This is a genomic window from Pannonibacter sp., from assembly GCF_051860505.1.
Taxonomy (GTDB): domain Bacteria; phylum Pseudomonadota; class Alphaproteobacteria; order Rhizobiales; family Stappiaceae; genus Pannonibacter.
The window spans coordinates 66,749-91,355 of record NZ_JBHYDX010000019.1; the positions used below are offsets into that span (position 1 = coordinate 66,749).

Annotated in this window: 28 protein-coding genes; 15 read left to right on the forward strand and 13 right to left on the reverse strand. The window is 63.9% G+C overall.

Going from position 1 to position 24,607, the window contains the following annotated elements; translation table 11 throughout:
* Positions 1–46: 46 nt before the first annotated feature.
* The 4 genes from gpt to ACTIFE_RS14315 form a co-directional block, all read right to left on the reverse strand.
* Positions 47–556 carry a xanthine phosphoribosyltransferase gene (gpt, locus tag ACTIFE_RS14300; protein ID WP_439529829.1) on the reverse strand — a complete coding sequence of 170 codons (510 nt, stop codon included), beginning with the start codon at positions 554–556 and terminating at the stop codon, positions 47–49.
* A gap of 62 nt (positions 557–618) precedes the next feature.
* The gene (locus ACTIFE_RS14305) at positions 619–1,380 is read right to left on the reverse strand and encodes a competence/damage-inducible protein A (protein WP_439529830.1); all 762 of its coding nucleotides are present in this window, start codon (positions 1,378–1,380) and stop codon (positions 619–621) included.
* Between the two features lie 112 nt (positions 1,381–1,492).
* Positions 1,493–2,692 (reverse strand): FAD-dependent oxidoreductase, encoded by a 1,200-nt coding sequence (locus ACTIFE_RS14310; RefSeq protein ID WP_439529831.1) that lies wholly within the window; start codon positions 2,690–2,692, stop codon positions 1,493–1,495.
* Between the two features lie 19 nt (positions 2,693–2,711).
* Positions 2,712–2,957, reverse strand: a complete 246-nt coding sequence (locus tag ACTIFE_RS14315) for a zinc-finger domain-containing protein (protein WP_439529832.1) — start codon at positions 2,955–2,957, stop codon at positions 2,712–2,714.
* 225 nt (positions 2,958–3,182) lie between these two features.
* On the opposite strand from ACTIFE_RS14315, the gene ACTIFE_RS14320 reads away from it, so the two are divergent.
* Positions 3,183–3,935: an alpha/beta fold hydrolase gene (locus ACTIFE_RS14320; RefSeq protein ID WP_439529833.1), complete on the forward strand. Its 753-nt coding sequence runs from the start codon at positions 3,183–3,185 to the stop codon at positions 3,933–3,935.
* Complete coding sequence (locus ACTIFE_RS14325; RefSeq protein WP_439529834.1) at positions 3,935–4,816, forward strand: alpha/beta fold hydrolase; 882 nt, start codon at positions 3,935–3,937, stop codon at positions 4,814–4,816. Before ACTIFE_RS14320 ends, ACTIFE_RS14325 begins: the two co-directional genes overlap by 1 nt.
* A gap of 263 nt (positions 4,817–5,079) precedes the next feature.
* Here ACTIFE_RS14325 and ACTIFE_RS14330 read toward each other — a convergent pair whose 3' ends face one another.
* On the reverse strand, positions 5,080–5,868 hold the full coding sequence (locus ACTIFE_RS14330; protein WP_439529835.1) for an enoyl-CoA hydratase: 789 nt from the start codon (positions 5,866–5,868) through the stop codon (positions 5,080–5,082).
* 251 nt (positions 5,869–6,119) lie between these two features.
* Here ACTIFE_RS14330 and cysE point away from each other — a divergent pair, with 251 nt between their 5' ends.
* Together cysE and ACTIFE_RS14340 are read left to right on the forward strand one after the other, a co-directional pair.
* Positions 6,120–6,953, forward strand: coding sequence for a serine O-acetyltransferase (gene cysE / locus ACTIFE_RS14335; protein WP_439529836.1), 834 nt, complete (start codon positions 6,120–6,122; stop codon positions 6,951–6,953).
* Between the two features lie 203 nt (positions 6,954–7,156).
* On the forward strand, positions 7,157–7,378 hold the full coding sequence (locus ACTIFE_RS14340) for a DUF3126 family protein (protein ID WP_439529837.1): 222 nt from the start codon (positions 7,157–7,159) through the stop codon (positions 7,376–7,378).
* A 122-nt stretch (positions 7,379–7,500) separates the two neighbouring features.
* Here the strand turns inward: ACTIFE_RS14340 and hisI are convergent, their stop codons facing one another.
* Together hisI and folE are read right to left on the reverse strand one after the other, a co-directional pair.
* The gene (hisI, locus tag ACTIFE_RS14345; protein WP_439529838.1) at positions 7,501–7,962 is read right to left on the reverse strand and encodes a phosphoribosyl-AMP cyclohydrolase; all 462 of its coding nucleotides are present in this window, start codon (positions 7,960–7,962) and stop codon (positions 7,501–7,503) included.
* A gap of 29 nt (positions 7,963–7,991) precedes the next feature.
* Positions 7,992–8,627: a GTP cyclohydrolase I FolE gene (gene folE, locus ACTIFE_RS14350; protein WP_439529839.1), complete on the reverse strand. Its 636-nt coding sequence runs from the start codon at positions 8,625–8,627 to the stop codon at positions 7,992–7,994.
* Positions 8,628–8,880: 253 nt separating this feature from the next.
* Here folE and ACTIFE_RS14355 point away from each other — a divergent pair, with 253 nt between their 5' ends.
* From ACTIFE_RS14355 to ACTIFE_RS14370, 4 genes are all read left to right on the forward strand, one after another.
* Positions 8,881–9,324 (forward strand): iron-sulfur cluster assembly scaffold protein, encoded by a 444-nt coding sequence (locus ACTIFE_RS14355; RefSeq protein WP_439529840.1) that lies wholly within the window; start codon positions 8,881–8,883, stop codon positions 9,322–9,324.
* 21 nt (positions 9,325–9,345) lie between these two features.
* Positions 9,346–9,717, forward strand: coding sequence for a membrane protein insertion efficiency factor YidD (gene yidD, locus ACTIFE_RS14360; RefSeq protein WP_439529841.1), 372 nt, complete (start codon positions 9,346–9,348; stop codon positions 9,715–9,717).
* Between the two features lie 199 nt (positions 9,718–9,916).
* A complete protein-coding gene (gene thrS / locus ACTIFE_RS14365) occupies positions 9,917–11,896 on the forward strand; it encodes a threonine--tRNA ligase (RefSeq protein ID WP_439529842.1) in 1,980 nt (659 codons plus the stop codon).
* Positions 11,897–12,034: 138 nt separating this feature from the next.
* Complete coding sequence (locus ACTIFE_RS14370; protein WP_439529843.1) at positions 12,035–12,934, forward strand: lysophospholipid acyltransferase family protein; 900 nt, start codon at positions 12,035–12,037, stop codon at positions 12,932–12,934.
* A 452-nt stretch (positions 12,935–13,386) separates the two neighbouring features.
* On the opposite strand, the gene ACTIFE_RS14375 is transcribed toward ACTIFE_RS14370, so the two are convergent.
* Entirely contained in the window at positions 13,387–14,526 is a 1,140-nt protein-coding gene (locus ACTIFE_RS14375) for a hypothetical protein (protein ID WP_439529844.1), read from the reverse strand.
* A gap of 185 nt (positions 14,527–14,711) precedes the next feature.
* On the opposite strand from ACTIFE_RS14375, the gene ACTIFE_RS14380 reads away from it, so the two are divergent.
* Positions 14,712–15,305 carry a nitroreductase family protein gene (locus ACTIFE_RS14380; RefSeq protein WP_439529845.1) on the forward strand — a complete coding sequence of 198 codons (594 nt, stop codon included), beginning with the start codon at positions 14,712–14,714 and terminating at the stop codon, positions 15,303–15,305.
* 3 nt (positions 15,306–15,308) lie between these two features.
* Complete coding sequence (locus ACTIFE_RS14385; RefSeq protein ID WP_439529846.1) at positions 15,309–15,920, forward strand: flavin reductase family protein; 612 nt, start codon at positions 15,309–15,311, stop codon at positions 15,918–15,920.
* A 48-nt stretch (positions 15,921–15,968) separates the two neighbouring features.
* On the opposite strand, the gene ACTIFE_RS14390 is transcribed toward ACTIFE_RS14385, so the two are convergent.
* Both ACTIFE_RS14390 and ACTIFE_RS14395 read right to left on the reverse strand, forming a co-directional pair.
* Entirely contained in the window at positions 15,969–16,400 is a 432-nt protein-coding gene (locus ACTIFE_RS14390; protein ID WP_439529847.1) for a CBS domain-containing protein, read from the reverse strand.
* 122 nt (positions 16,401–16,522) lie between these two features.
* Positions 16,523–17,284: a rhomboid family intramembrane serine protease gene (locus tag ACTIFE_RS14395; protein WP_439529848.1), complete on the reverse strand. Its 762-nt coding sequence runs from the start codon at positions 17,282–17,284 to the stop codon at positions 16,523–16,525.
* 799 nt (positions 17,285–18,083) lie between these two features.
* On the opposite strand from ACTIFE_RS14395, the gene ACTIFE_RS14400 reads away from it, so the two are divergent.
* From ACTIFE_RS14400 to ACTIFE_RS14410, 3 genes are all read left to right on the forward strand, one after another.
* The gene (locus ACTIFE_RS14400; protein ID WP_439529849.1) at positions 18,084–18,758 is read left to right on the forward strand and encodes a PAS domain-containing protein; all 675 of its coding nucleotides are present in this window, start codon (positions 18,084–18,086) and stop codon (positions 18,756–18,758) included.
* Between the two features lie 97 nt (positions 18,759–18,855).
* The gene (locus ACTIFE_RS14405; RefSeq protein WP_439529850.1) at positions 18,856–19,500 is read left to right on the forward strand and encodes a PilZ domain-containing protein; all 645 of its coding nucleotides are present in this window, start codon (positions 18,856–18,858) and stop codon (positions 19,498–19,500) included.
* A 515-nt stretch (positions 19,501–20,015) separates the two neighbouring features.
* Positions 20,016–20,537 carry a transglutaminase-like cysteine peptidase gene (locus tag ACTIFE_RS14410; RefSeq protein WP_439529851.1) on the forward strand — a complete coding sequence of 174 codons (522 nt, stop codon included), beginning with the start codon at positions 20,016–20,018 and terminating at the stop codon, positions 20,535–20,537.
* A gap of 265 nt (positions 20,538–20,802) precedes the next feature.
* Here ACTIFE_RS14410 and ACTIFE_RS14415 read toward each other — a convergent pair whose 3' ends face one another.
* Positions 20,803–21,330 carry a gamma carbonic anhydrase family protein gene (locus tag ACTIFE_RS14415; protein WP_439529852.1) on the reverse strand — a complete coding sequence of 176 codons (528 nt, stop codon included), beginning with the start codon at positions 21,328–21,330 and terminating at the stop codon, positions 20,803–20,805.
* Positions 21,331–21,358: 28 nt separating this feature from the next.
* Positions 21,359–21,685 carry a DUF6949 family protein gene (locus tag ACTIFE_RS14420; RefSeq protein ID WP_208983853.1) on the reverse strand — a complete coding sequence of 109 codons (327 nt, stop codon included), beginning with the start codon at positions 21,683–21,685 and terminating at the stop codon, positions 21,359–21,361.
* Positions 21,686–21,908: 223 nt separating this feature from the next.
* On the opposite strand from ACTIFE_RS14420, the gene ACTIFE_RS14425 reads away from it, so the two are divergent.
* Positions 21,909–22,628: a hypothetical protein gene (locus ACTIFE_RS14425; protein WP_439529853.1), complete on the forward strand. Its 720-nt coding sequence runs from the start codon at positions 21,909–21,911 to the stop codon at positions 22,626–22,628.
* Between the two features lie 186 nt (positions 22,629–22,814).
* Positions 22,815–23,813, forward strand: a complete 999-nt coding sequence (locus tag ACTIFE_RS14430) for a lytic transglycosylase domain-containing protein (RefSeq protein ID WP_439529854.1) — start codon at positions 22,815–22,817, stop codon at positions 23,811–23,813.
* Positions 23,814–24,187: 374 nt separating this feature from the next.
* Here ACTIFE_RS14430 and ACTIFE_RS14435 read toward each other — a convergent pair.
* The coding region (locus tag ACTIFE_RS14435) for a transposase (RefSeq protein ID WP_439529855.1) at positions 24,188–24,607 on the reverse strand (420 nt) is incomplete at its 5' end.

Consider the following 24,607-nt stretch of genomic DNA (forward strand, 5'->3'; position numbering starts at 1 on the left):
AGCGCCCATGCGGCGCCCTTTTGCCTGTTCGCTTCTAGCTGGTTTCTCAGCCCGCCGTGGCTTTGTTGAGCGGCGGCTGGAACTGCCAGCCCATGTCCCAGGGGAAATAGATCCAGGTGTCCTGCGACACTTCCGTCACGAAGGTATCGACCAGCGGCCGGCCCATCGGCTTGGCATAGACGGTGGCAAAATGCGCCTTCGGCAGCATTTCGCGCACGACGCGGGCGGTCTTGCCGGTGTCGACCAGATCGTCGATGACAAGCACGCCATTGCCGTCCCCGCCCTCAAGGCCGATGACCTTCGGGTCGATCGGCTTGATCACGCGCAGGGAGCCCTGGTTCTCATAGTCATGATAGGAGGCGACGCACACCGTCTCGATCATGCGGATGCCGAGTTCGCGTGCAACGATGGCTGCGGGAACCAGCCCGCCACGGGTGATGCAGACGATGGCCTGCCATTCGCCCTGGCCGGACAGCCGCCAGGCAAGCGCCCGGGCGTCGCGGTGGAACTGGTCCCAGGAAACGGGAAAGGCCTTGTTCTGTTCGGGGTTTTCCATGTGTCTGTCGTCCTTGCGGCCTTGGCCGTTTGCGTTTGGCCCCGAGGGTCGGGGCGGAAGTGTCAGGCTTTTTTGGCAGCTTCCATGGCTTTGGCCGCGGCGACCGCCGCCTCGACGTCAGCGGCCACGGGGCCGAGCCGCGCGGCATCGCGGCTGCGCAGCACAACCTGGGTGCTGAAGCGACCGTCGGTCATGCGCGGATAGGAGCCGATGATCACATCCAGGTTCTCGCCCTGGATGGTCCGGAGCGCGTCGGCGATGCGGCTTTCGGGCAGATCCGCATCGACCGTCTGCGACAGGATCCTTGCCCCGCCACGCAGGGTCGGGGCGATGGCATCCAGCATCGCCTGCATGATCGAGGGCACACCGGCCATCACATGTACATTGCCGATCCGAAAGCCCGGTGCTTTCGACACCTTGTTCTCGATCAGGTCCGCGCCGGCCGGAATACGGGCCATGCGCTGGCGCGCAGGGGTGAATTCGCCGGGCGGATAGTGCGCGGACAGGAGCGCCATGGCGCGCGGGTCATGATCGATGGTGACGCCGAAGGCCTTGGCGATGCTGTCGGCCGTGATGTCGTCGTGGGTCGGGCCGATGCCACCGGAGGTGAAGACATAGTCATATTGGCCGCGCAGCGCGTTCACGGCCTCGACGATACGCGCCTCGATGTCGGGAACAACACGCACTTCCATCAGGTCGATACCGGCCAGGGTCAGGAACTCGGCGATATAGCCGATGTTCTTGTCCTTGGTCCGGCCGGACAGGATCTCGTCTCCGATGACGAGAAAGGCAGCCGTCACGATCCCTTGCGATGCGTCGTCCATGCAGACCTCTCCAGTGACCGGTTTGCCCTGGCTCCAGGAGAGACACCGGGCATCCGTCCTGCCGCGTCTGCTGCAGGCCGGTTTCTGCCTTTATCGCAAGCGCGGGCTTCGCTCAAGCGGTGCCGCTGTCGCGCCAGCCGTAGATCCAGTCCATCCGCCGCAAAAGCCGCTCCGGCGAACTGGCTCTCAGCACCGTGTCACGGGCGAGCGATGCCGGCCAGGCCATGTGATAGATCGTGGCATTGGTGCTGGCGGCCTGTTGCACCTGGGTCGCGCGCGGCTGGCGCTGCTGCTGGTAGGCGGCCAATGCTGCGGGGATGTCTTTCGCCCCTTGCATCACCCGGCCGAGAACAGCCGCATCCTCGATCGCCATCGCTGCGCCTTGCGCGGCAAACGGCAACATCGCGTGGGCCGCATCTCCCAGCAAGGCGATCCGTCCCTTGGCCCAGGGCCTGTCCGCGTCGACGGCGCACAGCGCCCACCGCAACCATACATCGGGGAGTTGCATCACCGCGCGGATTTCGGCCGGCCAGTCGGCAAACCGGCGCAGCAGGGCGTCGCGATCTGCCGGTTCCGACCAGCCCTCCGCATCCCAGTTCTCCTCGACAAGGGCCACCAGGTTGAACTCGCGTCCGGAGCGGACCGGGTAATGCACCAGATGCGCCTTCGGACCGAGCCAAAGCCCGGTTTCGGTCATCAGTTCATCGGGAACGGCGCTTGCCGGCAGCGTGGCGCGATAGGCCGTGCGGCCGGAGAATCGCGCCTCGGGGCCCCTCATCACCCGCTGGCGGACCTCGGAGCGCACGCCATCAGCGCCGATCAGGGCGCAGGCGCTGAGCTTGCGCGATTCGTTCGCAGTTGTGATCTGGGCCTCGATGCCGGTGCCGGTCTGCACCACGTCTGCGAGCATGGCACCGAGGGTCAGGGTGATCGCCGGGCTGGTGCTGACAGCCTCGAGCAGCACCTTCTGCAGGTCGGCCCGATGCAGCACCAGATAGGGCAGGCCATAGCGCTCGCGGGCGACGGGGCCAAGCGGCACCCGCGCAAGGTCGCGGCCGTTTCGGGCACTGCGGATGCGTACGGTCGCCGGTTCCGCCGCTTTTGCTTCAAGCGCCGGGAGCAGCCCGAAGCCGGCAAGGACCCCAAGGGCGTTGGGCGACAGCTGCAGTCCGGCGCCAACTTCCGCCAGCCGTTCCGTTCGCTCCAGCAGTTCAACGCGGTAGCCAGCCCGCGCCAGGCAGAGCGCAGCCGTCAAGCCGCCAATACCGGCACCGATGACGGCAACAGGCAGGGCGGGAATCGAGTGTGTCATGAAAGGGCTCGCAGCCGTATCAGGCCGCGACAGGGACCCAGACGCAATCCGACGGTTCCGCCTGGCCGGCCTTCAGCGACGGGTTGTACTTGTACAGCGTCGAGCAATAGGGGCAGACGATCTGGTCCTCGTGGCCGAGATCGAGGAATACATGCGGATGGTCAAAGGGCGGGTTCGCCCCGATGCACATGAATTCGCGCGCGCCGATCTCGATGCAGTCGTGGCCGCTGGTATTCTGGAAATGCGGGACAACATGATCCGCCATGGTACCTGTCCAATTGTCTGACTACGCTTGAGTGGTGGCCGAACATACTGTCTTGCTGCAGCAAAGGGTAGGGGCTTTGCGCCGATACGCACATTCGCCGCAGTCTGGTTCCGCCCGCGATCTGCCTGCGAACCGCATGCGCCATTTCCGGCCTTTGCGCGCCGGCGCCGAATGCGTAAGGTACAGGTTACGCGATATTCCTTTAACGTAAGCGTCAAGGTGACTATGCTGAAGTTTTCCGGCGACGGGGTCGACATTGCCTATCTGGACGAGGGCGAGGGCGAGCCGATCCTTCTCATTCACGGCTTTGCCTCCAACAAGACCGTCAACTGGGCCTATCCGGGTTGGGTCGACCTGTTGCGCAAGGATGGCCGCCGGGTCATCGCCCTCGACAATCGCGGTCATGGCGACAGCAGTAAGTTCTATGATCCGGCCGACTACGGCGCGCCGATCATGGCCGAGGATGCCCGCCGCCTTCTCGATCATCTCGGCCTCGATCAGGTCGATGTCATGGGCTATTCCATGGGCGCGCGCATCTCCGCCTTTCTCACGCTCAATCACCCGCAGCGTGTCCGCCGGGCGATTTTCGGTGGTCTCGGCTATGGCATGGTGAATGGGGTGGGTGATCCCGAGCCGATCGCGCGTGGTCTGGAGGCGGACAGCCTTGCCGATGTGCCCGACCGCACCGGCCGCGCTTTCCGCGCCTTCGCCGAGCAGACCAAATCGGACCGCAAGGCGCTGGCGGCCTGCATCCGCTCGTCACGCCAGAAGATTACGGAAGAAGACGTTGCCCGCATCCGCCGCCCGGTTCTGGTGGCGGTTGGAACCAAGGATGACATCGCTGGCTCAGCGGAGGATCTGGCGGCGCTTATCCCCGGTGCCCGCGTGCTCGACATCCCTGGCCGTGACCACATGGTCGCGGTGGGCGACAAAGTGTTCAAGCAGGGTGTACTCGACTTCCTGGCGGAGACAGACTGATGGTCAAGACGCTCTCCTTCACCGGTGTGGAAGGCAACAGGCTCGTCGCTGACCGGTTCGGCGCGGAGGGCGCTCCGGTGCTGCTGCTGCATGGCGGCGGCCAGACCCGGCATGCCTGGGCCGGGACAGGAGAGCGTCTGGCCGGGGCGGGCTTCAGCGCCGTCTGCCTCGATCAGCGCGGCCACGGCGAGAGCGACTGGGTGGCGTCCGGCAACTATGCCTTTCTCGACTTCGGCCGTGACCTCGTGCGTGTGGCTTCCACGCTCACCGCCGAACATGGCCGGCGCCCGGTTCTGATCGGCGCATCCCTTGGCGGCCTCGCCGGCATTCTCGCCGAGGGGCATCTTGCCCCCGGCAGCCTGTCCGCCCTGGTGCTGGTCGACATTACGCCACGGGTCGATCTTGGCGGGGTGTCGAAGATCGTCGAGTTCATGTCCGCCAACATGGCCGACGGCTTTGCCAGCGTCGAGGACGCGGCAGACGCCATCGCCGCCTATCTGCCGCATCGCCCGCGGCCAGCCTCGCTGGAGGGCCTTGCCAAGAACCTGCGCCCGACCCCGGACGGCCGCCTGCGCTGGCACTGGGATCCGCGCTTTATCTCCGCCCGTCATTCGGATGGCGATGTCGCCCGGGCCATGGCCGAAGACGAACTGATTGCTGCCGCCCGCCACCTGTCCTTGCCGGTGCTGCTGGTGCGTGGCGGTCGCTCGGAGCTGGTGTCAGAGGCCCATGTCGCGGAGTTCCAGTCCCTCGTGCCCCATGCCCGTTTCGTTGACGTCGAAGCCGCCGGCCACATGGTCGCCGGCGACCGCAACGACGTCTTCACTGAGGCTCTGGTCGATTTCCTCGAGACCCTCGAGGCGTCGGCCACGCCGGCGTGACCTGCCCGGGTTTTCCTGAATCCCCGCAACCGCTTGCCTGCATCGGCTCATTTCAGTGTCGGCCATGGCCTCAGGGGATGATTCAAGCGCTTGCTGTTCTGATTCAGAATCAAGCGATATTGTTGTTCAGGATCAGTTGGTTACACCCGTTTCCTTGCGCGTGTTATTTTGTCCCGCCCCCTCACTTTTCGTCATGCCATGGCTCGACCATGGCATCCAGGCCGTGACCTCTCATCCCGGCTCATCACCGCGTCAGTCACGCCCTATTCCCCCCGGAAGACCGGGCTCCGTTTCTCAAGAAACGCTGTCCGCCCCTCGGCAAAGTCGGCGCTGTCAAAGCAGTGCTCGGCCGCCGCATTGGCTGCGGACAGGTCGCCGCTTGCGAGTGCGGTCAGGGCGGCCTTGGTCGCAGTGATGGTCAGCGGTGCGTTGTCCGCCAGCGTTGCTGCCAGTGCCCGTGTTTCCGTCTCCAGGTCGTCCGCGTCGACCAGCCGGTCGATCAGCCCGATCCGCTCGGCCTCGGCAGCGTCAATGCGGCGGGCGGTGAAGACGAGGTCCTTGGCTCTTGCCGCTCCGGTCAGGGCTACAATGTCGGCCAGGGCTGTGGGCGGATAAGCAATGCCCAGCCGGGCGGCCGGAATGCCGAAGCTGGAGCCTTGGGCCGCAACCCGCAGGTCACAGGCTGCTGCCAGTCCCAGTCCGCCGCCGAGGCAATGGCCGCGGATCATGGCAATGGTCGGCCTCGGGCTGGCGCGCAGCGCATCGAAGGCGGCGACATTGATCGCCTCATAGGCCTTGGCGTCCTTGGCGTTGCCGCGCAGCGCCGCGAATTCCGAAATGTCCGCCCCGGCGACGAATGTTTCCTCGCCTGCTCCCCGGACGATGACCACGCGGACCTGCGGGGCAGCGACAGCCTCTTCCACCGCGTCCGGCACGGCCTGCCACATTGCCAGTGTCAGGGCATTGCGGCGCTCTCGATTGTCGATGGTGATGAAGGCCAGCGCCCCCTCGATCGTGAGTGTGATGCAGCCATGGCGTGCGGGCAGGTTCATGGTCAGATGGTCCTTGCGATGATAACGTCCGGGGCTGTACGAGAGGGCGGACGACTGCTGCGGGCAGGCTGCTGCGACCAACCGACGGCAGACCTTGCGAAGCTGTGTTCCGCTCCTTACTGAGTGTGAACCGTGTTCGCGTACAAGCCAGCCAATGGTATGGCCGGCATGGCCCTTGTGGTAACATGATCCAAACGGTTTCGGCTTGAGACGGTGCGCGCCGCGCTGCCGGCCTTTGAAGGAGACAAGCCATGGTGAATTCCAATCTCCGGCCGGCGGCTGGCTCGATTGCGCTGCATGATCCTGCCTGGCGGCAGATGCGCGAGGAAGCGGAGCGGATGGTTCTGGACGAGCCGGCGCTGTCCTCCTTCGTTTATGAAACCGTGCTTAATCACCAGCGGCTGGAAGATGCGGTCATCCATCGCCTCGGTGACCGGCTCGGCCGCGATGTCGTCTCGGCCTCGCTGATCCGCCAGACCTATCAGGAAGCGCTGATCAGCGAGCCGGATCTGGGCGAGATCTTCCGGGTCGACATAATGGCCGTATTTGATCGCGACCCGGCCTGCAATCGTCTGCTGGAGCCGGTGCTCTATTTCAAGGGCTTCCATGCGCTGCAGACGCACCGTCTTGCCAACTGGCTCTGGCGCCAGGGCCGCAAGGACTTCGCACTCTATCTGCAGAGCCGGTCCTCGGAAGTGTTCCAGGTCGACATTCACCCGATGGTGCCGGTCGGCCGTGGCATCTTCATCGACCACGCGACCGGCCTTGTCGTCGGCTCGACGGCGGTCATCGAGGACGATGTCTCGATCCTGCAGGGCGTGACCCTCGGCGGTACCGGCAAGGAGCAGGGTGACCGTCACCCCAAGATCCGCAAAGGCGTGCTCATTGGCGCCGGCGCCAAGGTACTTGGGAATCTCGAGATCGGTCGCTGCTCGCGCATCGCGGCCGGCTCCGTCGTGCTGCAGGATGTGCCGTGCAACACCACCGTTGCCGGTGTTCCGGCCCGTGTCGTCGGCCAGGCGGGCTGCGCCGAGCCCGCCCGCTCCATGGATCAGCTTCTGGCTGACAAGGCGCTGTCCGAGTAACCGGTCTTGCGCCGGTGCAAAGGATCACGGGGATAGCCGAACTGGACGGTTGGCACCCCGTCGTGTTCGTGTAGGGTCGCGCCGGATTGACAGCTTGTTTGACAAGGGCGGCTCCAGCTGCCAAACGGGCCCGCTTCGGGCCTGGACTGGAGCCGTTACCCGGCACCGCTGACCCCTCGATACGGACAAGGAGCGACACGAGAATGAAACCCGATGAAATCAAGAAGCTCGAGGCGTATCTGCGCCGCAAGTTCAACCTGCCGGCCATCAAGCTGCAGGCCCGCCCGCGCAAGGACGACTCGGCTGAGGTTTACATCGGCGAGGAATTCATCGGCGTCGTGTTCCGCGATGACGAGGACGACGACCTGAGCTGGAGCTTCCAGATGGCCATCCTGGAGATGGACCTGGAAGAAGACGCCGGCTGATCAGCGATCCTGACCTACCACCTCTGCTGCCCCGGCCCTGTGCCGGGGTTTTGCGTTTTGATGCTGGGATCATGTGCGGCCCGTTTCGGTTGGCGGGATCGCCAATCGCCGCAGCACTCTCTTTACTCGTGGCTGTGTCCGTAAACCTCGGCCGGATCATAGACCTTGTGATCTTCGACGAGACGCAAGCCGACGCGGCCGTCGTCATGGGCAACGAGGGCCCGGTGGAAGCAGGAGCGGTAGCCGGTGTGGCAGGTGGCGCCATTGCCGCCCACATCCACCTTCAGCCACAGGGCGTCCTGGTCGCAGTCGGTTAGAATTTCGCGCACGCTCTGCACCTGGCCGGAGGTGCCGCCCTTCTTCCAGTACTCCTGCCGCGAGCGGCTCCAGTACCAGGCCTCGCCGGTCTCGATGGTCTTGCGCAGGCTTTCGGCGTTCATGTAGCCGACCATAAGCAAATCGCCGCTCGTGGCGTCACAGACCACGGCGGCGATCAGGCCGTTTTCATCGAATTTGGGCTGGAAGGCGAGGCCATTTTCGACCTCGCTGCGCGAGCCGCGCGGCTCGAATTCCTGGATGGACACGTCAAATCCCCGTCGCTGGTGCGACGGGTCTAACGGGACCCGCCGCGGATCAAAGTCAGGAAGCGGGCCTGTTCGGCCGGGTCATCCCGGAACAGGCCGGTAAACTGCGTCGTGATGGTCGACACGCCCGCCTTCTGGACGCCGCGCATGGTCATGCACTGATGCTCGGCCTCGAGCATCACCGCGAGACCGCGCGGCTGAAGATGCTCGTCAATGGCCGACACCACCTGCGACGTCAAGTTTTCCTGCGTCTGCAGCCGGTTCGCGTAAATGTCGACCACGCGTGCCAGCTTGGACAGGCCAACCACGCCGCCGTTCGGGTAATAGGCGATGTGGGCCGTGCCGATGAACGGCAGCATGTGGTGCTCGCAATGCGAATGGAACGGAATGCCGCGCACCAGGATCATGTCTTCGAAGCCGCCGACGTCTTCGAAGGTGCGCTGCAGGTGTTCGGCCGGATCCTCGAAATAGCCGGAATAAAGCTCGGCAAAGGACTTCACCACACGCTTTGGCGTGTCGAGCAGGCCTTCGCGCTCCGGGTCATCGCCAAGATAAGCGAGCAGGGTACGAACAGCGGCTTCCGCCTGCTCGCGGTTCGGGCGCGCGATCTCATGCGGGGCTTTGCGCACAGCGGCCTTCTCGACCGGCTTCACAATGGCATCCATGGTCAGTCCTCGTAAACTCGCTTCATCATGGGGTAGTACGGACATGGCTGCAATCCGGATCACGGAGGAATGGTTCCGAGGGCTCAAGGAAACGCGTGCGGTGAAGATCCCGTCTCCACGCCTGGAAAGCGACGATTGATCGCTGATCGGGTGGCTGCACGCCGGCGCAGAACGCTCTATATAGGATGAAGCATGTGGCGGCAAAGTGCTGGACCGCAGCATTTCGGTAGTTGCCCGTTGGATTGGGTTTGTCATGCTCGACGATATCTACAATGCGCGCATCCTTGACTTTGCCGGCAATATTCCCCGGCTCGGCCGCCTTGAGGCCCCCGATGCCACGGCCAAGGCGCATTCGAAACTGTGTGGGTCCACGGTTCTCGTCGATCTGAAATTCGAGGGCGGTGTCGTTACGGATTTTGCCCAGGACGTGAAAGCCTGTGCTCTTGGTCAGGCCGCTGCGTCCATCATGGCGCGCACCATCATCGGCGCGACATCGTCAGAACTGCGCCAGTTGCGGCAAACGGTCACGGCGATGCTGAAGGAAAACGGTGCGCCGCCGGAAGGGCGCTTCGCCGAGTTCCGCTTTCTGGAGCCGGTGCGCGACTACAAGGCCCGCCACGCCTCGACACTCCTGACCTTCGACGCCGTGGTCGATGCTCTCGACCAGATCGAGACCGCCCGCGCCGTGGCCGGCTGACAGCGGCATCGAGGATCAGCCATGTGCCGGAACTGCAAGGATGCGCCAGGACCTTCGACCCCGGATCCCGCGCCGCCCCGCCGCGTGTCACCTGCGGTCTGGGTCGCCCTCGGCCTGATCTGGCTTTACAGGCATTCGCTGTCGCTGGTGATGGGACGCGGCTGCCGCTATGCGCCCACCTGTTCCGACTACACCAGCCAGGCAATCCTCCGCTTCGGCTTCTGGGCCGGCGGCTGGCTCGGCCTGTCGCGCATCCTGCGCTGCAATCCCTATGGCGCGTCCGGCTATGATCCGCTGCCGGACATGCTTGATCCGTCGGCACGCTGGTATCTGCCCTGGCGCTATGGCCGCTGGACCGGTGCCCACATCCCGCCCGAACAGCGCTGGCAATAGCGGCCGATCGTCGGCTGTGTGTCGCCAAACTGTTGCACGAACGGTCTATTTTCGTTGCCTTGTCGCATCAATCCGGTGCGGAGCGTGTGCGCAGCGACCGCCTGCGGTTGCCGGTCCGGGCAAAATCCCGTATGGAAACGCCGTCCTTTGACCCCCAACGCTTACCTGCCTCGTCTGCAGGAGTGAGCAGGAGACAGTGATGATCCATCTGACGTTCCCCGACAATTCCGTACGCTCCTACGAGCCAGGCACCACCGGTGCGGCCGTCGCCGAGGGCATTTCCAAGTCGCTGGCCAAGAAGGCCGTTGCGATGACCCTTGATGGCGAGCTGCGCGACCTGTCCGATCCGATCTCTGCCGATGCCCGCATCGAGATCGTGACCCGCGAGGACCCGCGCGCCCTTGAGCTGATCCGCCACGACGCGGCCCATGTGATGGCCGAGGCGGTGCAGGAGATCTGGCCGGGGACCCAGGTCACCATTGGACCGGTGATCGAGAACGGTTTCTATTACGACTTCAAGCGCGTCCATCCGGACACCCGTGAGGACTGGCCCTTCACGCCCGAAGACCTGCCGGTCATCGAGAAGAAGATGCGCGAGATCATCGCGCGCGGGGCTGCCTTCACCAAGGAAGTCTGGAGCCGCGAGGAGGCCAAGCGCTTCTTCGCTGCCAAAGGCGAGACCTACAAGGTCGAGCTGATCGACGCCATTCCGGAAGGCCAGGATCTGAAGATCTACCGCCAGGGCCAGTGGCTTGACCTCTGCCGTGGTCCGCACATGGCCTCGACGCGCCAGATCGGCGATGCCTTCAAGCTGATGAAGGTTGCCGGTGCCTACTGGCGCGGTGACAGCAACAACGAGATGCTGACCCGCATCTACGCCACCGCCTGGGCCAACGAGGCGGATCTGAAGGCCTATATCCACATGCTGGAAGAGGCCGAGAAGCGCGACCACCGCAAGCTTGGCCGCGAGATGGACCTGTTCCACTTCCAGGAGGAAGGGCCGGGCGTCGTGTTCTGGCATGCCAAGGGCTGGAGCGTGTTCCAGAGCCTTGTCGCCTATATGCGCCGCCGTCTCGCCCATACCTATGACGAGGTGAATGCGCCGCAGGTGCTGGACACTTCGCTGTGGGAGACCTCGGGTCACTGGGGCTGGTACAAGGAGAACATGTTCTCCGTGCAATGCGCCGATCCGGAAGCCGAGGACGAGCGCATCTTCGCGCTGAAGCCGATGAACTGCCCCGGCCACGTGCAGATCTTCAAGCATGGCCTGAAGAGCTACCGCGATCTGCCCATGCGCCTAGCCGAATTCGGCACCGTGCACCGCTACGAGCCCTCCGGCGCGCTGCATGGCCTCATGCGCGTGCGCGGCTTCACCCAGGACGATGCCCATGTCTTCTGCACGGAAGAGCAGATGGCGGCCGAGTGCCTGCGCATCAACGACCTCATCCTGTCGGTCTACAAGGACTTCGGCTTCGACGAGGTCGTGGTCAAACTGTCGACCCGTCCGGAAAAGCGCGTTGGTTCGGACGAGCTGTGGGATCACGCCGAAGCGGTGATGACCCGCGTTCTGAAGCAGATCGAGGAGCAGTCGGGCGGACGCATCAAGACCGGCATCCTGCCGGGCGAGGGCGCCTTCTACGGGCCGAAGTTCGAATACACCCTGCGCGATGCCATCGGCCGTGACTGGCAGTGCGGCACCACCCAGGTCGACTTCAACCTGCCGGAGCGCTTCGGGGCCTTCTTCGTCGACAAGGACGGTGAGAAGAAGACGCCGGTGATGATCCACCGCGCCATCTGTGGCTCGATGGAACGCTTCCTCGGCATTCTCATCGAGAACTTCGCCGGCCATTTCCCGCTCTGGCTGGCGCCGAAGCAGGTGGTTGTGGCCACCATCACCTCCGAGGCCGATGACTACGCCCGGGATGTGCATGCGGCCATGCGCAAGGCGGGTCTGCGTGTCGACCTTGATCTTCGCAACGAGAAGATCAATTACAAGGTGCGTGAGCACTCGCTGGCCAAGGTTCCGGTCATCGTTGTCTGCGGCAAGCGCGAGGCGGAAGAACGCACGGTCAACGTGCGCCGTCTGGGCGCCACCGACCAGACCTCGATGAGCCTCGACGAGGCGATTGCCGCCTTTGTCGAGGAAGCGGTGGCGCCGGACATCAAGCGCGCGCGCTAACAGAAAAATTGCCGTAGCGGTGAAAACTGCCGCTACGGCTCTTGCCAGGTCGGGCCGGGTCCAGCACCCTCTCCCGAGAGGTGACGTCGCAGATGGCGGCCCGCAACGGACTGCCCTGCAAGCTGATGGATGCCAGCGGTGGAACACGCGGAATTCAGCTATGCCAATCCGGCCCATTCCCCCCTCAAGCGCTGGGTGATCCGCGGCGTTGAGGGCCTGTCCGGTCGCAGGCGCCTGTTGTCGGTCTATGAGCACTGGAAGGCAGCGGCCGTTGGCGTCTCGCCGCAGATCTGGACCGAGCTGCTGCACCTTATCGACCTGCGCGTCTGGTTTGCTTCCGGTGAATGGCCGCCTGCCAAGCTGCCCGACGGCCCCTTGGTGATCATCGCCAACCATCCCTATGGCATCGGCGACGGCCTTGCGATCCTGTCGCTGGCCGAGCAGCTGGGCCGCCCGTTCAAGATCCTCATCAACAACGAACTGCTGAAGGTGCCGGAAGTGCGGCCCTATTCGCTGCCCGTCGATTTCGAGGAGACGGAAGAGGCGCTGCGCACCAACATGCACACGCGCCGCGAGGCGCTGCGCCTGCTGCAGGAAGGCGTGACCGTCATCGTCTTCCCCGGCGGCGGCGTTGCCACGGCCAAGAAGCCCTTCGGCCGGGCCGAAGAGCTGCCCTGGAAGAACTTCACGGCCAAGATGATCCGCTCCTCAAAGGCGACCGTGCTGCCGATCTATTTCGAAGGCCAGAACTCACCGCTGTTCCATTTCGTCAGTGGCTTCTCGCTGACCCTGCGGCTCGCCCTCTTGGTGCGTGAGTTCCGCCGCATTCTGGGCTCGGCCATCGTCGTGCGCGTCGGTCAGCCGATCCCTTACGACGATGTCGCGGGCTTCAAGGACCAGAACGGCGTCATGGCCTATCTGCAGCAGCGCGTGCTGGATCTGGCGCCCTCAGCCACGCCCCGTCCGCCGCGCAACTGGTTCGAACGCCGCATCACCGGTCCACTCAAGGCCAAACTGGTCAAGGCCAAGCTGGGCTGACGCTTCCAGATTTCCTGTCGAATATGCAACCGCTCCAGTTGCCACCGAGCCGCCCGCTCTTTCCCGGTGAGGGCAGGGCTATCGCATGTGAAAACAGCGGTATTCGAGGCCTCTCAGCCCCCCTCCCCCTCGTGGGGAGGGGTGAGGGGTGGGGGGCACGGGAGGCCGTCAGATCATAAAGTGTCTGAAGTACGCCTAATCAGGAACGTGAAACCTGGATTTTAGTCCGCTCCCCCCACCCCCAAGCCCCTCCCCACGAGGGGGAGGGGAGCGGAGAGGCTCCGACAGGGTTGAGCTGTTTCGGCACAGTCCCTTACATCGAACAGGTGCCAGACTTCATATGCATAAGCCCTCTCCTCGGGGAGGGAGTGGAACCTTGGTCGGGTCGTCCGGCTACAGTCGTTCGCTCTCGCTAGCAGGAAGCCAGGCGAGGTCCGGTCCGTTGTCTGTGCTCAGTTGGCGGTGCTCTGCGTCCGGGCCAGGACTTCGACCTCGCGATTTTCACCGGAGACAACGGTGAAATTCCGGCTGTAGTTGGTGCCATTGTTGCGGGCGATCACCTCATAGTCGCCGGCCGCGAGCACGAAGGCCGGGAACGCACCGGTCTCTTCCACCACGATATCGCCGCCGGGCGTCAGCACGGTCCAGCCGGTGTTGGCGATTGCCTCGCCGCCAGCCTCGTTGACAAGTTTCAGCGTGATGTCGGCGGCCTCATGGAACAGGGTCGCATTGGTCAGCTTGCCCGAATCGACACTGATGTCGGCCCGGACCACGGCGTTGACCCCGCCATAGCGGCTGGCGACATGATAGGTTCCGGCGTTCAGCCGGACGATGCTGTCGGGTCCGACATCCCCGGCGATCAGAATGCGCTCGCCTTCAGCGTTGTAATCCATCCCGTAAATATCGAAACGAAGGTCCTCGTTCGGCAGTGCGTCTTCGGCGCTGAGACCGGCATCGAGTTTGACGCCGCCTGCGTTGAGCACGACAGTCTTGGAGTAGACCCCGCGCCCGACCACCAGCCGGTTGGTGACACCGGCATGGCCATAGGCGGTGTGGATCAGATAGACACCGGGATCGAGGCGGAATTCGGCATCGCCGCCCATGGCTGTTGCCACGAGTTCCAGATGGCCGTCTTCTTTTGGCGTTTCCGAATAGACGCGCCAGATCAGGCCGTCGTTGATCTGTGTTCCGGCCTCGGTCAGCCGGGCAACCAGATAGACCGCACCCTTGTTCATTTCCTCCGGCTCGCCGCGCCCGAGCGGGCTCGACGGGGCGTAGGGCACCAGCGTGTCATTGAAGCCGGAGCTGCCAGAGGGCGCCGTTTCCGGCATCAGTGCCAGGGGCACGGAACTGGCGCCGCCGGGCAATATGCTTGCCCCATCGTCGAGGGGATTGGGCAGGTCGGTGACGGCGGGTGCCGCCGGATCAGGCTTTGCACCCGGTACGGCAGCGTCAGCCCCTTGCGCCAGGGCCGGAGGCATCGTCAGGTCGGCAGGAAGCGCGACGCATAGCGTCAACCCGAGGCCCACGATCGCCCGGGCCACGAACCTGCGCTGGATTGTCATCCGCTCTGGCATCATTGCTGAGGTCAAGCCGCCAACATCTCCGCATTCTGGCTCAAGGGGACCGCGCACCAAGGGCGGTGCTGGGCAATAAGGTCCGGAAAATCGGGCGTTTTCAAGTCGGATGCAAGCCTCCATGTTGCGCCCGATTGACAAGGGCAGGGGAAAGCCTGCCAGATGCGGCCACTTTCGACACCTGCCTGACGAGTGGTTTCATGTCCTCACATACACCCGCGTATCCCGACGTGCTTGATTTCCTGCTGGTCCGCCGCTCCCATCCCGCGCCCAGTCTGGGTGCCCCGGGTCCTGATGCGGACACACTGCAGAAGATCCTGACGGCAGCTGCCCGGGTTCCCGATCACGGCAAGCTCGCCCCCTGGCGTTTCGTTCTCTACCAGGGCGAGGAACGCGCGCGAATCGGCGGCCATCTCGCAGCTCTTGCCGAGACCCGCTTTGGCCCGTTGGATGACGCGCGCCGCGCGCAGGAACTGACCCGCTTTACCCGTGCGCCGCTCGTCGTCGGCGTGTTCAGCCGCGCTGCCGTCCATCCGAAGATCCCCGTCTGGGAGCAGGAACTTTCCGCCGGCGCGGTCTGCATGACCCTCGTCACGGCGGCCACTGCCGCCGGCTTCGGTGTCCAGTGGGTCAGCGAATGGATTGCCTATGATGCCGAGGCCATCGCCTATCTCGGCGGCCAACCGGATGAAAAGGTTGCCGGCTTCATTCACATCGGCACCGCCATGCAGCCGCCATTCGAGCGGACGAGGCCGGACCTTGCCGACATCGTCAGCAACTGGACGCAAGGCTGAGCCATGTTCTTTGAAACCGGGATTTCCGGATCACACCGGGCCGAGGGCCTTGCCCATAATCCGTTCAAGGCGCTGGTTGCCCCGCGTCCAATCGGCTGGATCTCCTCGCTGGATGCGGAGGGCAAGGCCAATCTTGCCCCGTATAGCTTCTTCAACGCCGTCAGTGATGATCCGCCGGTTGTCATGTTCTCGTCGAGTGGCTGGAAGCACACGGTCGCCAATGTCGAGGCGACGGGCGAGTTCGTCTGCAATCTGGCGACCGCGCATCTCCAGGCGCAGCTCAATGTCTCCTCGGCGCCCGTTGCTGCCGATGTTGATGAGTTTGATCTAGCCGGTCTGGCAAAGGCGCCGTCGCGGCTGGTGCGGGTGCCTCGTGTCGCCGCCGCCCGCGCTGCGCTGGAATGCCGGCTGTTGCGCATTGTCCAACTGGAGGACCTTGCCGGCACCGTCTGCGGCGCACATGTCGTGTTTGGACAGGTCGTCGGCATTCACATCGACGATGCCGTGGTCGACAAGGGCCGCATCGACATGTCCCGCCTGCAGCTTCTCGCCCGCCTCGGCTACAAGGACTATTCGGTCACATCCGATGTCTTCGAGATGGATCGTCCGGCCTGATCATTGGTGAAGACCGCCGCGCCTGCTGTCAGGCGCGGCGCCTGGCGGTCAGGCCATCGCGATGTAATCGCGCATCTGGTCGGCTTCGCGCTCGATCTGGGCAATGCGGTGCTTGACGATATCGCCGATCGAGACGAGCCCGGCGAGCTTGCCGCTGGTGACCACCGGCATGTGGCGGAAGCGTCCCGCACTCATGCGGGCCATGACCGAGTTGACGGTATCGCCATCCGCACAGGTGACCACCGAACGGGTCATGACATCGCCAACTGGCTGCTCCAGGGCCGCGGGCCCTTCCTTGCCAATGACGCGCACCACGTCACGCTCGGAAACAATCCCCTCGATCTGCCCGGCCGCTCCGGTCACGACGATGGCACCGATGCGCTTTTCCGACAGGGTCCGGCAGACATCGCCCACCGTGTCCGACGCCCGGGCTGTGACGACATCGCGTCCCTTCTCATTCAGGATCATGGCAACAGTCATGCGCGCGCTCCCTTATAGTCTGTATTCCCGCTCCGCGATTTTCCGCGTCAGCCGGCAATGCCTGATGATGACAGCAAAACCGCGCCGGGTGCAAACCCTGCGTAAGACGGGGGCGGCGGCGTTCAGGCGCGGCGTCGCCGGACCGGATCCATCAGCGGAAAGGCGATAAGGCCGGTGACAAAGCCGCCGACATGGGCTTCCCAGGCTATCGAACTGCCGAAGATCGGCCCGCTCCACAGGCCGAACACCAGATTGATTCCCATCCACAGCAGGAAGAACAGGCGCACCTGCGCGTTTGACAGCAGTTCGCGGACGCTCATCGCCCGAACAAGATAGGCGGCCGGGTCGGTGCGTCGCCCCCCTGCGAGTGGACCGCCGCGCTGGAACACGAACATCAGCGCCCCGGCCGTCAGGCCGGATACGGCGGCTGATGCGCCAATGACAGGAATGTCCTGGCCCGGGTGCAGCGCCAGATGCAGCAGTGCGCCACCGACCGCACAGGCTACGAAAAAGACGACAAAGCTGAAGCTGTCGAAGCGCTGCGCAATAGCGCTGCCGAATGCAACCATCCAGGCAAGGTTGAAGATCAGGTGCTCCCAGCCGCCATGCAGGAAGGCATAGGTGACAAAGGACCAGACATCCGCCCCGCCATGTGGCAGTTCTGCCGCCAGCGGCACATCGGCATAGCGCAGCGGCCAGAAGGCGAACTGCAGGATGAGTTCAAAGTCCGCGTCCCGGCTGATGAATTGCCGCAGCACGTGAATGCCGATCAGGATGGCCGACAGGGTCACGATCACGGACGGCAAGTTGAACATCGGGGCGGCCGGCCGCGGGGGAAACGGCGGCTGCTGCGGTGGCTGGGACTGGGGCAGGGGCTCGGTCATCTGTCTCTCATATCCTGTCGGGTCTTGTGCGAGACTTAAGCAACCAGAGCCGTTAAATCCAGTTGCGCCCGGCGGATTGGCGAGGCCGGCCCTTTCGGGGAACGTGGTACGGGCGCTATGGCCCAAAATGACACCCTGTCTCAGGGGGGATGCATTTGTAGCCAGACGGTCCCCGAGGCCTCGAAGCCCTCCTTCCCCCTCGTGGGGAGGGGTGAGGGGTTTGGGGGGGCACGGCGGCCGTTTGATCGCAAATTGCGCGATACACGCCCAGTCAGGAACGCAGGTTACCTGGATTTAAGTCCGTTCCCCCCACCCCCAGCCCCTCCTCACGAGGGGGAGGGGAGCGGAGAGGCTTCGACAGGGTTTGGTTCTAGGCCCGGTCCCTGACATCGATTATGTGCCAGACTTCATATGCGATAGCCCTGCTGTCTCAGGGGGGGCTGACACGGTCTGGAACGAAGAACGCCCGCTGCCGGTTTCCCGGCAACGGGCGCTGCTCCTGTCGCGTCGCCGCGCTCCCCATAACTCTGTCTGTCCGCCAAAAGCTACCGCCGCACGACCGGCCTGTTGTTCCAGGTCTCGGGTCGTTGTCCCGAGAAGGTGACACAAACAAACGTAACGGCAAGTGAAAGATCCTGTTAACCTTAACAAATCCTTTCGGAGAGCTTCACCCGGGCGCCTCCGGGACTGGCATGGCTCGTGCTTGGTAAACGGCAGTTAACGTTTTCGCTGCCGTTCCTGTCCCGCTCCGGGACGGGGGCGGCGGCTGGACATATCGCCGGGAAGGGCCTGGGCCACCATGAAGCACACGATCAACCGCACCTTGTACCAGTACTGGGACGAATTGCGCGGCAGCCGCATTGCCCCGAACCGGTCCGAGATCGACCCTGGCCGCATCCGCACCCTGCTTGGCGACACCTTCATTCTCGAGGCGGTCGACAAGGACACCTATCGTTACCGCCTCGCCGGAACGCGCCTGTGCTCCACCCATTGCCGCGAACTCAAGGGCCGCAATTTCCTGCGCGGCTGGGGCGAGCAGGACCGCGAGGCGATGGCCACCATGCTGGCCGCGATCACCGAGGACGCCGCCGCTGCCGTGCTCGGCATCGATGGCCATACCGAGCGCAAGCATGCGCTCAAGATGGAGATGCTGCTGTTGCCGCTGCAGGTGCCGGGCGAGGGCCGCAGCCGCATCCTGGGCGCCTGCGCCTATTTCGAGCGGCCCTACTGGCTCGGTCTTCACCCGATCCTCAACCAGTCCATCTCCAGCCTGCGTCTGATCTGGCCGGATGAGCGGCCGCATTTCCTCAGCCATGGCAGCGACGTACGCAGCCCGGTTCCCGCCTTGCCGCGTGTCGGCGCGCTGCCTGGCCATCTCGGCGTCGGCTTCCAGGGCTCGATGATATCGCCGGCCATGCTGGGGGCCGCGCGCCAGGTGCGTCACCTTACTGTCATTGATGGTGGTAAATCCTGACAGGGGCTGCGGCAATCACCGGATGTTAACTCCCTCTGCCTAAGCTTTGCGCTGCGGCTTTGTATCAAAAGCCGAGGGACAAGGGATCAGGCAAGCCATGGCGACCGCGCAGGCCGCAAAACTGTCGCTGAATATACCTGCCAGGGGCACGGATCGCCGCCGCCATCAGCGCGTGCGGGTCAACATCCTTGGCCGGTTCATGCTCGAGAACCGGCAGGAATATCCCTGCCAGGTCGTCAACATGTCGCCCGGTGGCCTTGCCATGATCACGCCCGTCGCTGGTCGGGTTGGCGAGAAGGTTGTCGCCTATCTCGATCATATCGGCCGCGTCGAGGGCGTGATTGCGCGCGACATCGAGGGCGGCTTTGCCGTGTCGCTCAACACCACGCCGCGCCGGCGCGACAAACTGGCCTCGGTGCTGACGTGGCTTGCCAACCGGCATGAACTCAACCTTCCTGAAGATCGCCGGCATGACCGCTTCATTCCGAAGAACCCGGTCACCCGCATCGTGTTGCCGGATGGCACGGCCTACATGTGCCGCATTCTCGATATTTCGCTCTCCGGCGCGGCGCTGTCCTGCCCGGCGCGGCCGCCGATCGGTACGGAACTTGGCCTTGGCAAGATGCGCGGCCGTGTCGTGCGGCATCTCGAGGATGGTCTTGCCGTCGAGTTCGCGGTGATCCAGAACCAGGCGCTGCTGGAGCAGCATATTTCCGGCGAAGACACCACGCCGGCCGGCTGATCGCCGCATCTGCCTTGCTCTGGTCACCCTCCTGCAGCCGCCCACCGGGCGGCTGTTGTCGTTTCTGGTACCGGCAATCCTTGCCGGTTTTGCCCAAACGAGCCGATCTGCCGGGATGGTTTCCACTCTCCTAACGCGTTTTTGCGCCCTTGCACGCGGCCAGAACGCCGCCCGCAGTGACCTGGCAGTGCCAGTCCGGTTGCCAGAAAAATCCGGATTCTGTCGCAACCTCAGGCGCTTGACGCGGAATAGCTCGAATTTGAATCATATTCGCGGAAAACTCTAATCAACTTCGCCTAAAACCAATGTAAAATTTAAATAAAATACAGATTTACTTTGGCATAAATGCCCTCTCCCGACTTATAATCAAGTAAAATTGCCCATGTCATGTTGTCCTCAGCCTTGGGGAGGGCGACAATATGACTTTTAAAACGCAATCCGTATTCAAGCTTGCAGCCTTCTGTGCCTCGACGTTCCTGTTGACTGCAGTGGCTCAAGCAAATCCAGGAAGGTTCATGGCAATGTCTGGCGCAGCAACTGCGCCGGTTGGCCACCAGACCTTCTGCAGCGAAAATCCGTCGGCCTGCAAGGGCGGCACGGACAAGCCCGTGGTGGTCAAGCTGTCCGAGCAGCGCTGGACCGAGTTGATCGCCATCAACGACAAGGTCAACAAGGCAATCCGGCCGGTGACCGACCAGGAATTGTTCGGGATGGTTGAATACTGGACCTATCCCACCGATGGGGCAGGGGACTGTGAAGAATATGTGCTTGAGAAGCAGCGCCAGCTTTTGAAGGCCGGCTGGCCGGCGAGTGCGCTGCTGATCACCGTGGTCAAGGACCTCAAGAACGAAGGTCATGCGGTGCTGACCGTGCGGACCGACCAGGGCGATGTGATCCTGGACAACCAGATCGAGGTCGTCCTGCCCTGGTATTCGACGCCCTATCGCTTCGTGAAGCGGCAGTCGACGACCAGTCCGGTCCAGTGGACAGCGATTTCCGATACCCGCGTCACGACGGTTGCGAGCATCGGACGATAATTCTCTCAGGGAGTTCCTGACGCAATCCGGCCCGGTCGCGTCCCCACCCTCCCCATCCCTACCACGACCGGGTCGTCGGAGCCGGCTTGCCCCCGCAAGCCGGCTCCACCTTTTTCAAGGCCTGGCTTTTTCAAGGCCGGGTTTTTTCAAGGTCGGCTTTTTTAAGGGCGGGTTTTTTCAAGGGCAGGATCTGGAGAGGGGGGGCTTGCGAACGCAAGGGCCCGACCCATGCGGATCAGACGCATGCGGATCAGACCCATGCGGGTCAGAGAGCGACAAGCCCGGCGCGGTAGCGCTGCCAGTTGCGCACATAACCGTCAGCCGACTGCGTGTTGCGTTGCTCGGCCTCGGCGTCCAGCGTGCGGATGATGCGGCCCGGCATGCCGACGACCAGCGAATTGTCCGGGATTTCCTTGCCCTCGGCCACCAGCGCATTGGCGCCGATGATGCAGTTGCGGCCGATGCGGGCGCCGTTGAGGATGGTCGCACCCATGCCGACCAGCGTGTTGTCGCCGATGCTGCAGCCATGCAGGATGGCTTTGTGACCAATCGTGCAATTGCTGCCAATCGTCAGCGGATAGCCCATGTCCGTATGCAGGACCGCGCCATCCTGGACGTTGGAGCGGCGGCCGACCAGGATCAACTCGTTGTCACCGCGCAGCACCGCGCCAAACCAGACGCTCGCGTCGGTCTCAAGCCGGATCCGCCCGATCAGCTGGGCATCCGGTGCAATCCAGTACTGTCCGTCCTCGGGCAGGTCCGGGCTGATCCCGTCAAGCGCGTAGAGTGGCATGGCCCGGCTCCCGGAAAAGCTGCAAGGGTCAGATGCCGTGAATGAAGCCGACGGCAAAGCGCATCATCACCAGGCCAGAGCAGATGCTCCACATGCCGGCAATGGTCGAGGAGGCCACGAGCCAGCCGATGGGCCGGTTTTCGATCCGGCGCCCCCGGATGGCGTTGCGCATGATGATGAACGGCCCGGCAAAGGCGCACATCAGGCAAGAGGAGACGGTCCCGACCAGGGTTTCGAGCCGCAGGTGAAAGCGCGGCGGGGTGTTGGTCAGAAGCTGGTAAAAACTGCCAAGGACTCCGGCGGCGACAAAGCCGGCGCAGCCCATATACACGGCGAGGATGAGCTCGAAATACACGCGTTAACCCTTTGTTAACCACTGCGACAGACCCTGCCGTAATGAGTTCGAAGGGTCAAGTGCAATCCCTGTGCCGATTCCCCTGCAAGGCACCAACCGGACAGAAACCCTAACGAATGGTTAACACTCGCCCGGACCCGCTGTCCCGCTCTGACCCGTCCGTCTCGCGATGGCACGCTTGGTGTGGCACAGCCGTGTGGCGGGGCAGGGGGAGGCCGCGCTGATGCTGCCGTCAACCCTGCCGCGCCCGACCGGGTGCAATCCCGTTCATTTTGCTGCCATGACCGGCCTCCTGGCGCTGCTGTCCGTGGCCTATGTCGTCAACTTGGCAGCTGGCTGGGTTACCGAAGCGGCCAATGCTGATCCGCGCGTGACTGATCCGCGGCCAGTCGCGGTGTCAGTCGGTCGCCATGGCTTCTCTATTCCAGCCAATATGATCCCCCAGCCGGCTCAACGGGTTGCCGGCAGCCAGCATGACCGGCTGTCGCTTGACCTGAGCTGGCCCGCCTTGTCCGGCTACACCGGTGAGGCCACTGGGCCGGCGTCCTGGATCACCGTGGATCTCATTGCCTCGAGCCAGATCGCGACGCTCGGGGAGCGGCTTGACAGTGTCTATCGCCGGCTTGCCGCCAGTCATGACCCGCGGGGTCCGGCCGGCCTTGCCCTGCTGGACATGTCGCAGAAGATCGGTTCCGGCGATGATGTGATCGTCTTCGAGACCGGGCGGGCGGATGGCTTCATCGCCCGGTGCCTGACGCCGGCCAATGGCAGCGCCCGCTGTTTCCGCGATATCCGCCTGTCTCATGATCTTGTCGTCAGCTACTGGTTCCAGCGTTCGGCTCTGGCCAGCTGGGGCCGCATGGATCGGCGCATTCTTGACCGGATCGATGGGTTCCGGGTAGGCGCCGCGATTCCGGCGGATTCGCTTTCTCCGGCCCGCTGACCCTGGCCCGGCCCTCCCTCATGCGCGCATCGACCGTCTTTCCCTGTCATAACTGACAGGCTGAAAACCCGGTGAAGCGGTTGAAAACACGTCAGAAACAGGCCGCCCAACAGATGCGTTAAGGATTTGTTAACCATTATGACGCGATCTTAACCATAGTTAACAGTCTATCGAGGAGTGGGCACCATGCGCGTCGCAGACACCACCTCGATCGCGTCCCGGATCGAGCAGGCTTTCCAGACAGCGAGCACCAGCACAGGGACGTCGTTTGACTACCTGGTGAAGACGGCTGCCCGCGAATCCTCGTTCCAGCCGGCTGCGGAGGCCAAGACCTCGTCAGCGACCGGCTTGTTCCAGTTCGTCGAGCAGACCTGGCTGGAGACGGTCAAGGAAGCTGGCGGCCAGCATGGGTTGGGGACTTATGCCGCGCAGATCGAGCGGACGGCAGGCGGCAAGTACCGCGTCGCCGATCCGCAGATGCGGCAGGAGATCCTCAACCTGCGCAAGGATCCGGAGGTTTCCTCCCTGATGGCTGGCGCCTTGACCCAGAAGAACGCCGGTTACCTGCAGCAGAAACTCGGCCGTCCGGCTTCGGAGGGCGAACTCTATATCGCGCATTTCCTTGGCGCCCATGGCGCGACCCGGCTGATCACCGGGGCCGGCGTTTCACCCGAGGCCCGCGCGGATTCGGTCTTTCCGGCCCAGGCCAAGGCGAACCGCTCGATCTTCTACGACAAGACCGGCGGTGCGCGCACGCTGTCCGAAGTCTATGCCAATCTTGTCAGCAAGCACGAGAACTTCACCATGATCGCCGGTCCGGCCGGCCCGTCGCTTCCCGATGCCAAGCCGATGCCGACGGCCGTTCTGGCCTTCACCGACGAAGCCTCGCAGCGCGTCGACAACGCCTTCCGGGCGGCCGACACCTCTGCCCCTTTCGAAGCGCTGTTCCGCACCGAGGGTGCCGACCAGGCGCCGGCGCTCGATGCATCTTTCCTCTCGTCCTTTGCCAGTGTCCCGGAAGAGCGGCCCTTCGACCGGGCGGTCGGCGGCTCGCGGCTTGTCGCCCAGATGACCGGCAGCAGCCTGACGGAGACCCTGTTCAAGGAAGGCGGCCCTCTCGACCTTACCGGTTTCCTCAACTACCGCGAACGCGACAAGACCAAGGACCTCATGCCGCCAGTGTAACGGGGAGGGGGCGCCTAACCCCTAACCTGTTGCGCCCTTGATCGCCGGTCGAGACCACAGGCCCCTCGCCGCTCCTGCGCAGGCAGGAGCCCAGTAATCGGGGCGGTAGAGCTTGAGCGTGGTCCCATAAGCCCGCTGCAGTTCGGTGGCAAACACGCCCTCGCGGCCCCTGAGCTAGGCGCCGTCCACCCCGATCCCCATCCGCGTCATCAATGCGCCATCAATCCGCCACCCCACCCTCCGTGGTCATCCCGACCCCCGGCGGTCATCCCCGCCTTGTGCGGGGCTCCATCCGGCGCCGAAAGCAGCGGCAAACCTCCAATTCTCGCGGATGCCCTCAAGCTGGATCCCCGCACAAGGCACTGCTGTCCGGTTTAAGTTTGGAGCCCTGGGAGTTGCATCTGCGTTGTTTCGATTGGCGGTTTTTTGGGTGATTGGCCGAGGCTTGCGATTGGGCGTTTGTGCATGATGTTGAGGCGCAGGAGGCGGGCAAAAGCGCGGGGTTGGGGGATGGCGCGCTGGGTTGCATGGACGATGCGCAGCAGGATGTAAGCGATGAGGGCGACGAAGATCTGTGTTCGAACGGCGTTCTCGGATGTGCCGATGAAGTGGCGGATCTTCAGGTTCTGCTTGAGCCATTTGAAGAACAGCTCGATCTGCCAGCGCTGCTTGTAGAGCTCTGCGATGTCCTCGGCCGGGGCGTCGAGGTCGTTGGTGAGGATGCGCAGGATCTTGCCGGTGGAGATGCGCACGGTGATCTCGCGGACCGGGTCGCACATGGGGTTGCGGCGGCT

What these genes read in the sequence shown, in the direction of transcription:
- ACTIFE_RS14315 (WP_439529832.1), bottom strand. Translation starts at nt 2,957, where the DNA reads ATGGCGGATCATGTTGTCCCGCATTTCCAGAATACCAGCGGCCACGAC.
- ACTIFE_RS14355 (WP_439529840.1), top strand. Translation starts at nt 8,881, where the DNA reads ATGCTCGACGATATCTACAATGCGCGCATCCTTGACTTTGCCGGCAAT.
- ACTIFE_RS14410 (WP_439529851.1), top strand. Translation starts at nt 20,016, where the DNA reads ATGGCAATGTCTGGCGCAGCAACTGCGCCGGTTGGCCACCAGACCTTC.
- ACTIFE_RS14430 (WP_439529854.1), top strand. Translation starts at nt 22,815, where the DNA reads ATGCGCGTCGCAGACACCACCTCGATCGCGTCCCGGATCGAGCAGGCT.
- ACTIFE_RS14390 (WP_439529847.1), bottom strand. Translation starts at nt 16,400, where the DNA reads ATGACTGTTGCCATGATCCTGAATGAGAAGGGACGCGATGTCGTCACA.
- ACTIFE_RS14400 (WP_439529849.1), top strand. Translation starts at nt 18,084, where the DNA reads ATGAAGCACACGATCAACCGCACCTTGTACCAGTACTGGGACGAATTG.
- cysE (WP_439529836.1), top strand. Translation starts at nt 6,120, where the DNA reads ATGGTGAATTCCAATCTCCGGCCGGCGGCTGGCTCGATTGCGCTGCAT.
- ACTIFE_RS14310 (WP_439529831.1), bottom strand. Translation starts at nt 2,692, where the DNA reads ATGACACACTCGATTCCCGCCCTGCCTGTTGCCGTCATCGGTGCCGGT.
- ACTIFE_RS14340 (WP_439529837.1), top strand. Translation starts at nt 7,157, where the DNA reads ATGAAACCCGATGAAATCAAGAAGCTCGAGGCGTATCTGCGCCGCAAG.
- ACTIFE_RS14380 (WP_439529845.1), top strand. Translation starts at nt 14,712, where the DNA reads ATGTCCTCACATACACCCGCGTATCCCGACGTGCTTGATTTCCTGCTG.
- ACTIFE_RS14405 (WP_439529850.1), top strand. Translation starts at nt 18,856, where the DNA reads ATGGCGACCGCGCAGGCCGCAAAACTGTCGCTGAATATACCTGCCAGG.
- ACTIFE_RS14425 (WP_439529853.1), top strand. Translation starts at nt 21,909, where the DNA reads ATGCTGCCGTCAACCCTGCCGCGCCCGACCGGGTGCAATCCCGTTCAT.
- ACTIFE_RS14395 (WP_439529848.1), bottom strand. Translation starts at nt 17,284, where the DNA reads ATGACCGAGCCCCTGCCCCAGTCCCAGCCACCGCAGCAGCCGCCGTTT.
- ACTIFE_RS14330 (WP_439529835.1), bottom strand. Translation starts at nt 5,868, where the DNA reads ATGAACCTGCCCGCACGCCATGGCTGCATCACACTCACGATCGAGGGG.
- ACTIFE_RS14320 (WP_439529833.1), top strand. Translation starts at nt 3,183, where the DNA reads ATGCTGAAGTTTTCCGGCGACGGGGTCGACATTGCCTATCTGGACGAG.
- ACTIFE_RS14305 (WP_439529830.1), bottom strand. Translation starts at nt 1,380, where the DNA reads ATGGACGACGCATCGCAAGGGATCGTGACGGCTGCCTTTCTCGTCATC.
- folE (WP_439529839.1), bottom strand. Translation starts at nt 8,627, where the DNA reads ATGGATGCCATTGTGAAGCCGGTCGAGAAGGCCGCTGTGCGCAAAGCC.
- thrS (WP_439529842.1), top strand. Translation starts at nt 9,917, where the DNA reads ATGATCCATCTGACGTTCCCCGACAATTCCGTACGCTCCTACGAGCCA.
- ACTIFE_RS14415 (WP_439529852.1), bottom strand. Translation starts at nt 21,330, where the DNA reads ATGCCACTCTACGCGCTTGACGGGATCAGCCCGGACCTGCCCGAGGAC.
- yidD (WP_439529841.1), top strand. Translation starts at nt 9,346, where the DNA reads ATGTGCCGGAACTGCAAGGATGCGCCAGGACCTTCGACCCCGGATCCC.
- ACTIFE_RS14385 (WP_439529846.1), top strand. Translation starts at nt 15,309, where the DNA reads ATGTTCTTTGAAACCGGGATTTCCGGATCACACCGGGCCGAGGGCCTT.
- gpt (WP_439529829.1), bottom strand. Translation starts at nt 556, where the DNA reads ATGGAAAACCCCGAACAGAACAAGGCCTTTCCCGTTTCCTGGGACCAG.
- ACTIFE_RS14325 (WP_439529834.1), top strand. Translation starts at nt 3,935, where the DNA reads ATGGTCAAGACGCTCTCCTTCACCGGTGTGGAAGGCAACAGGCTCGTC.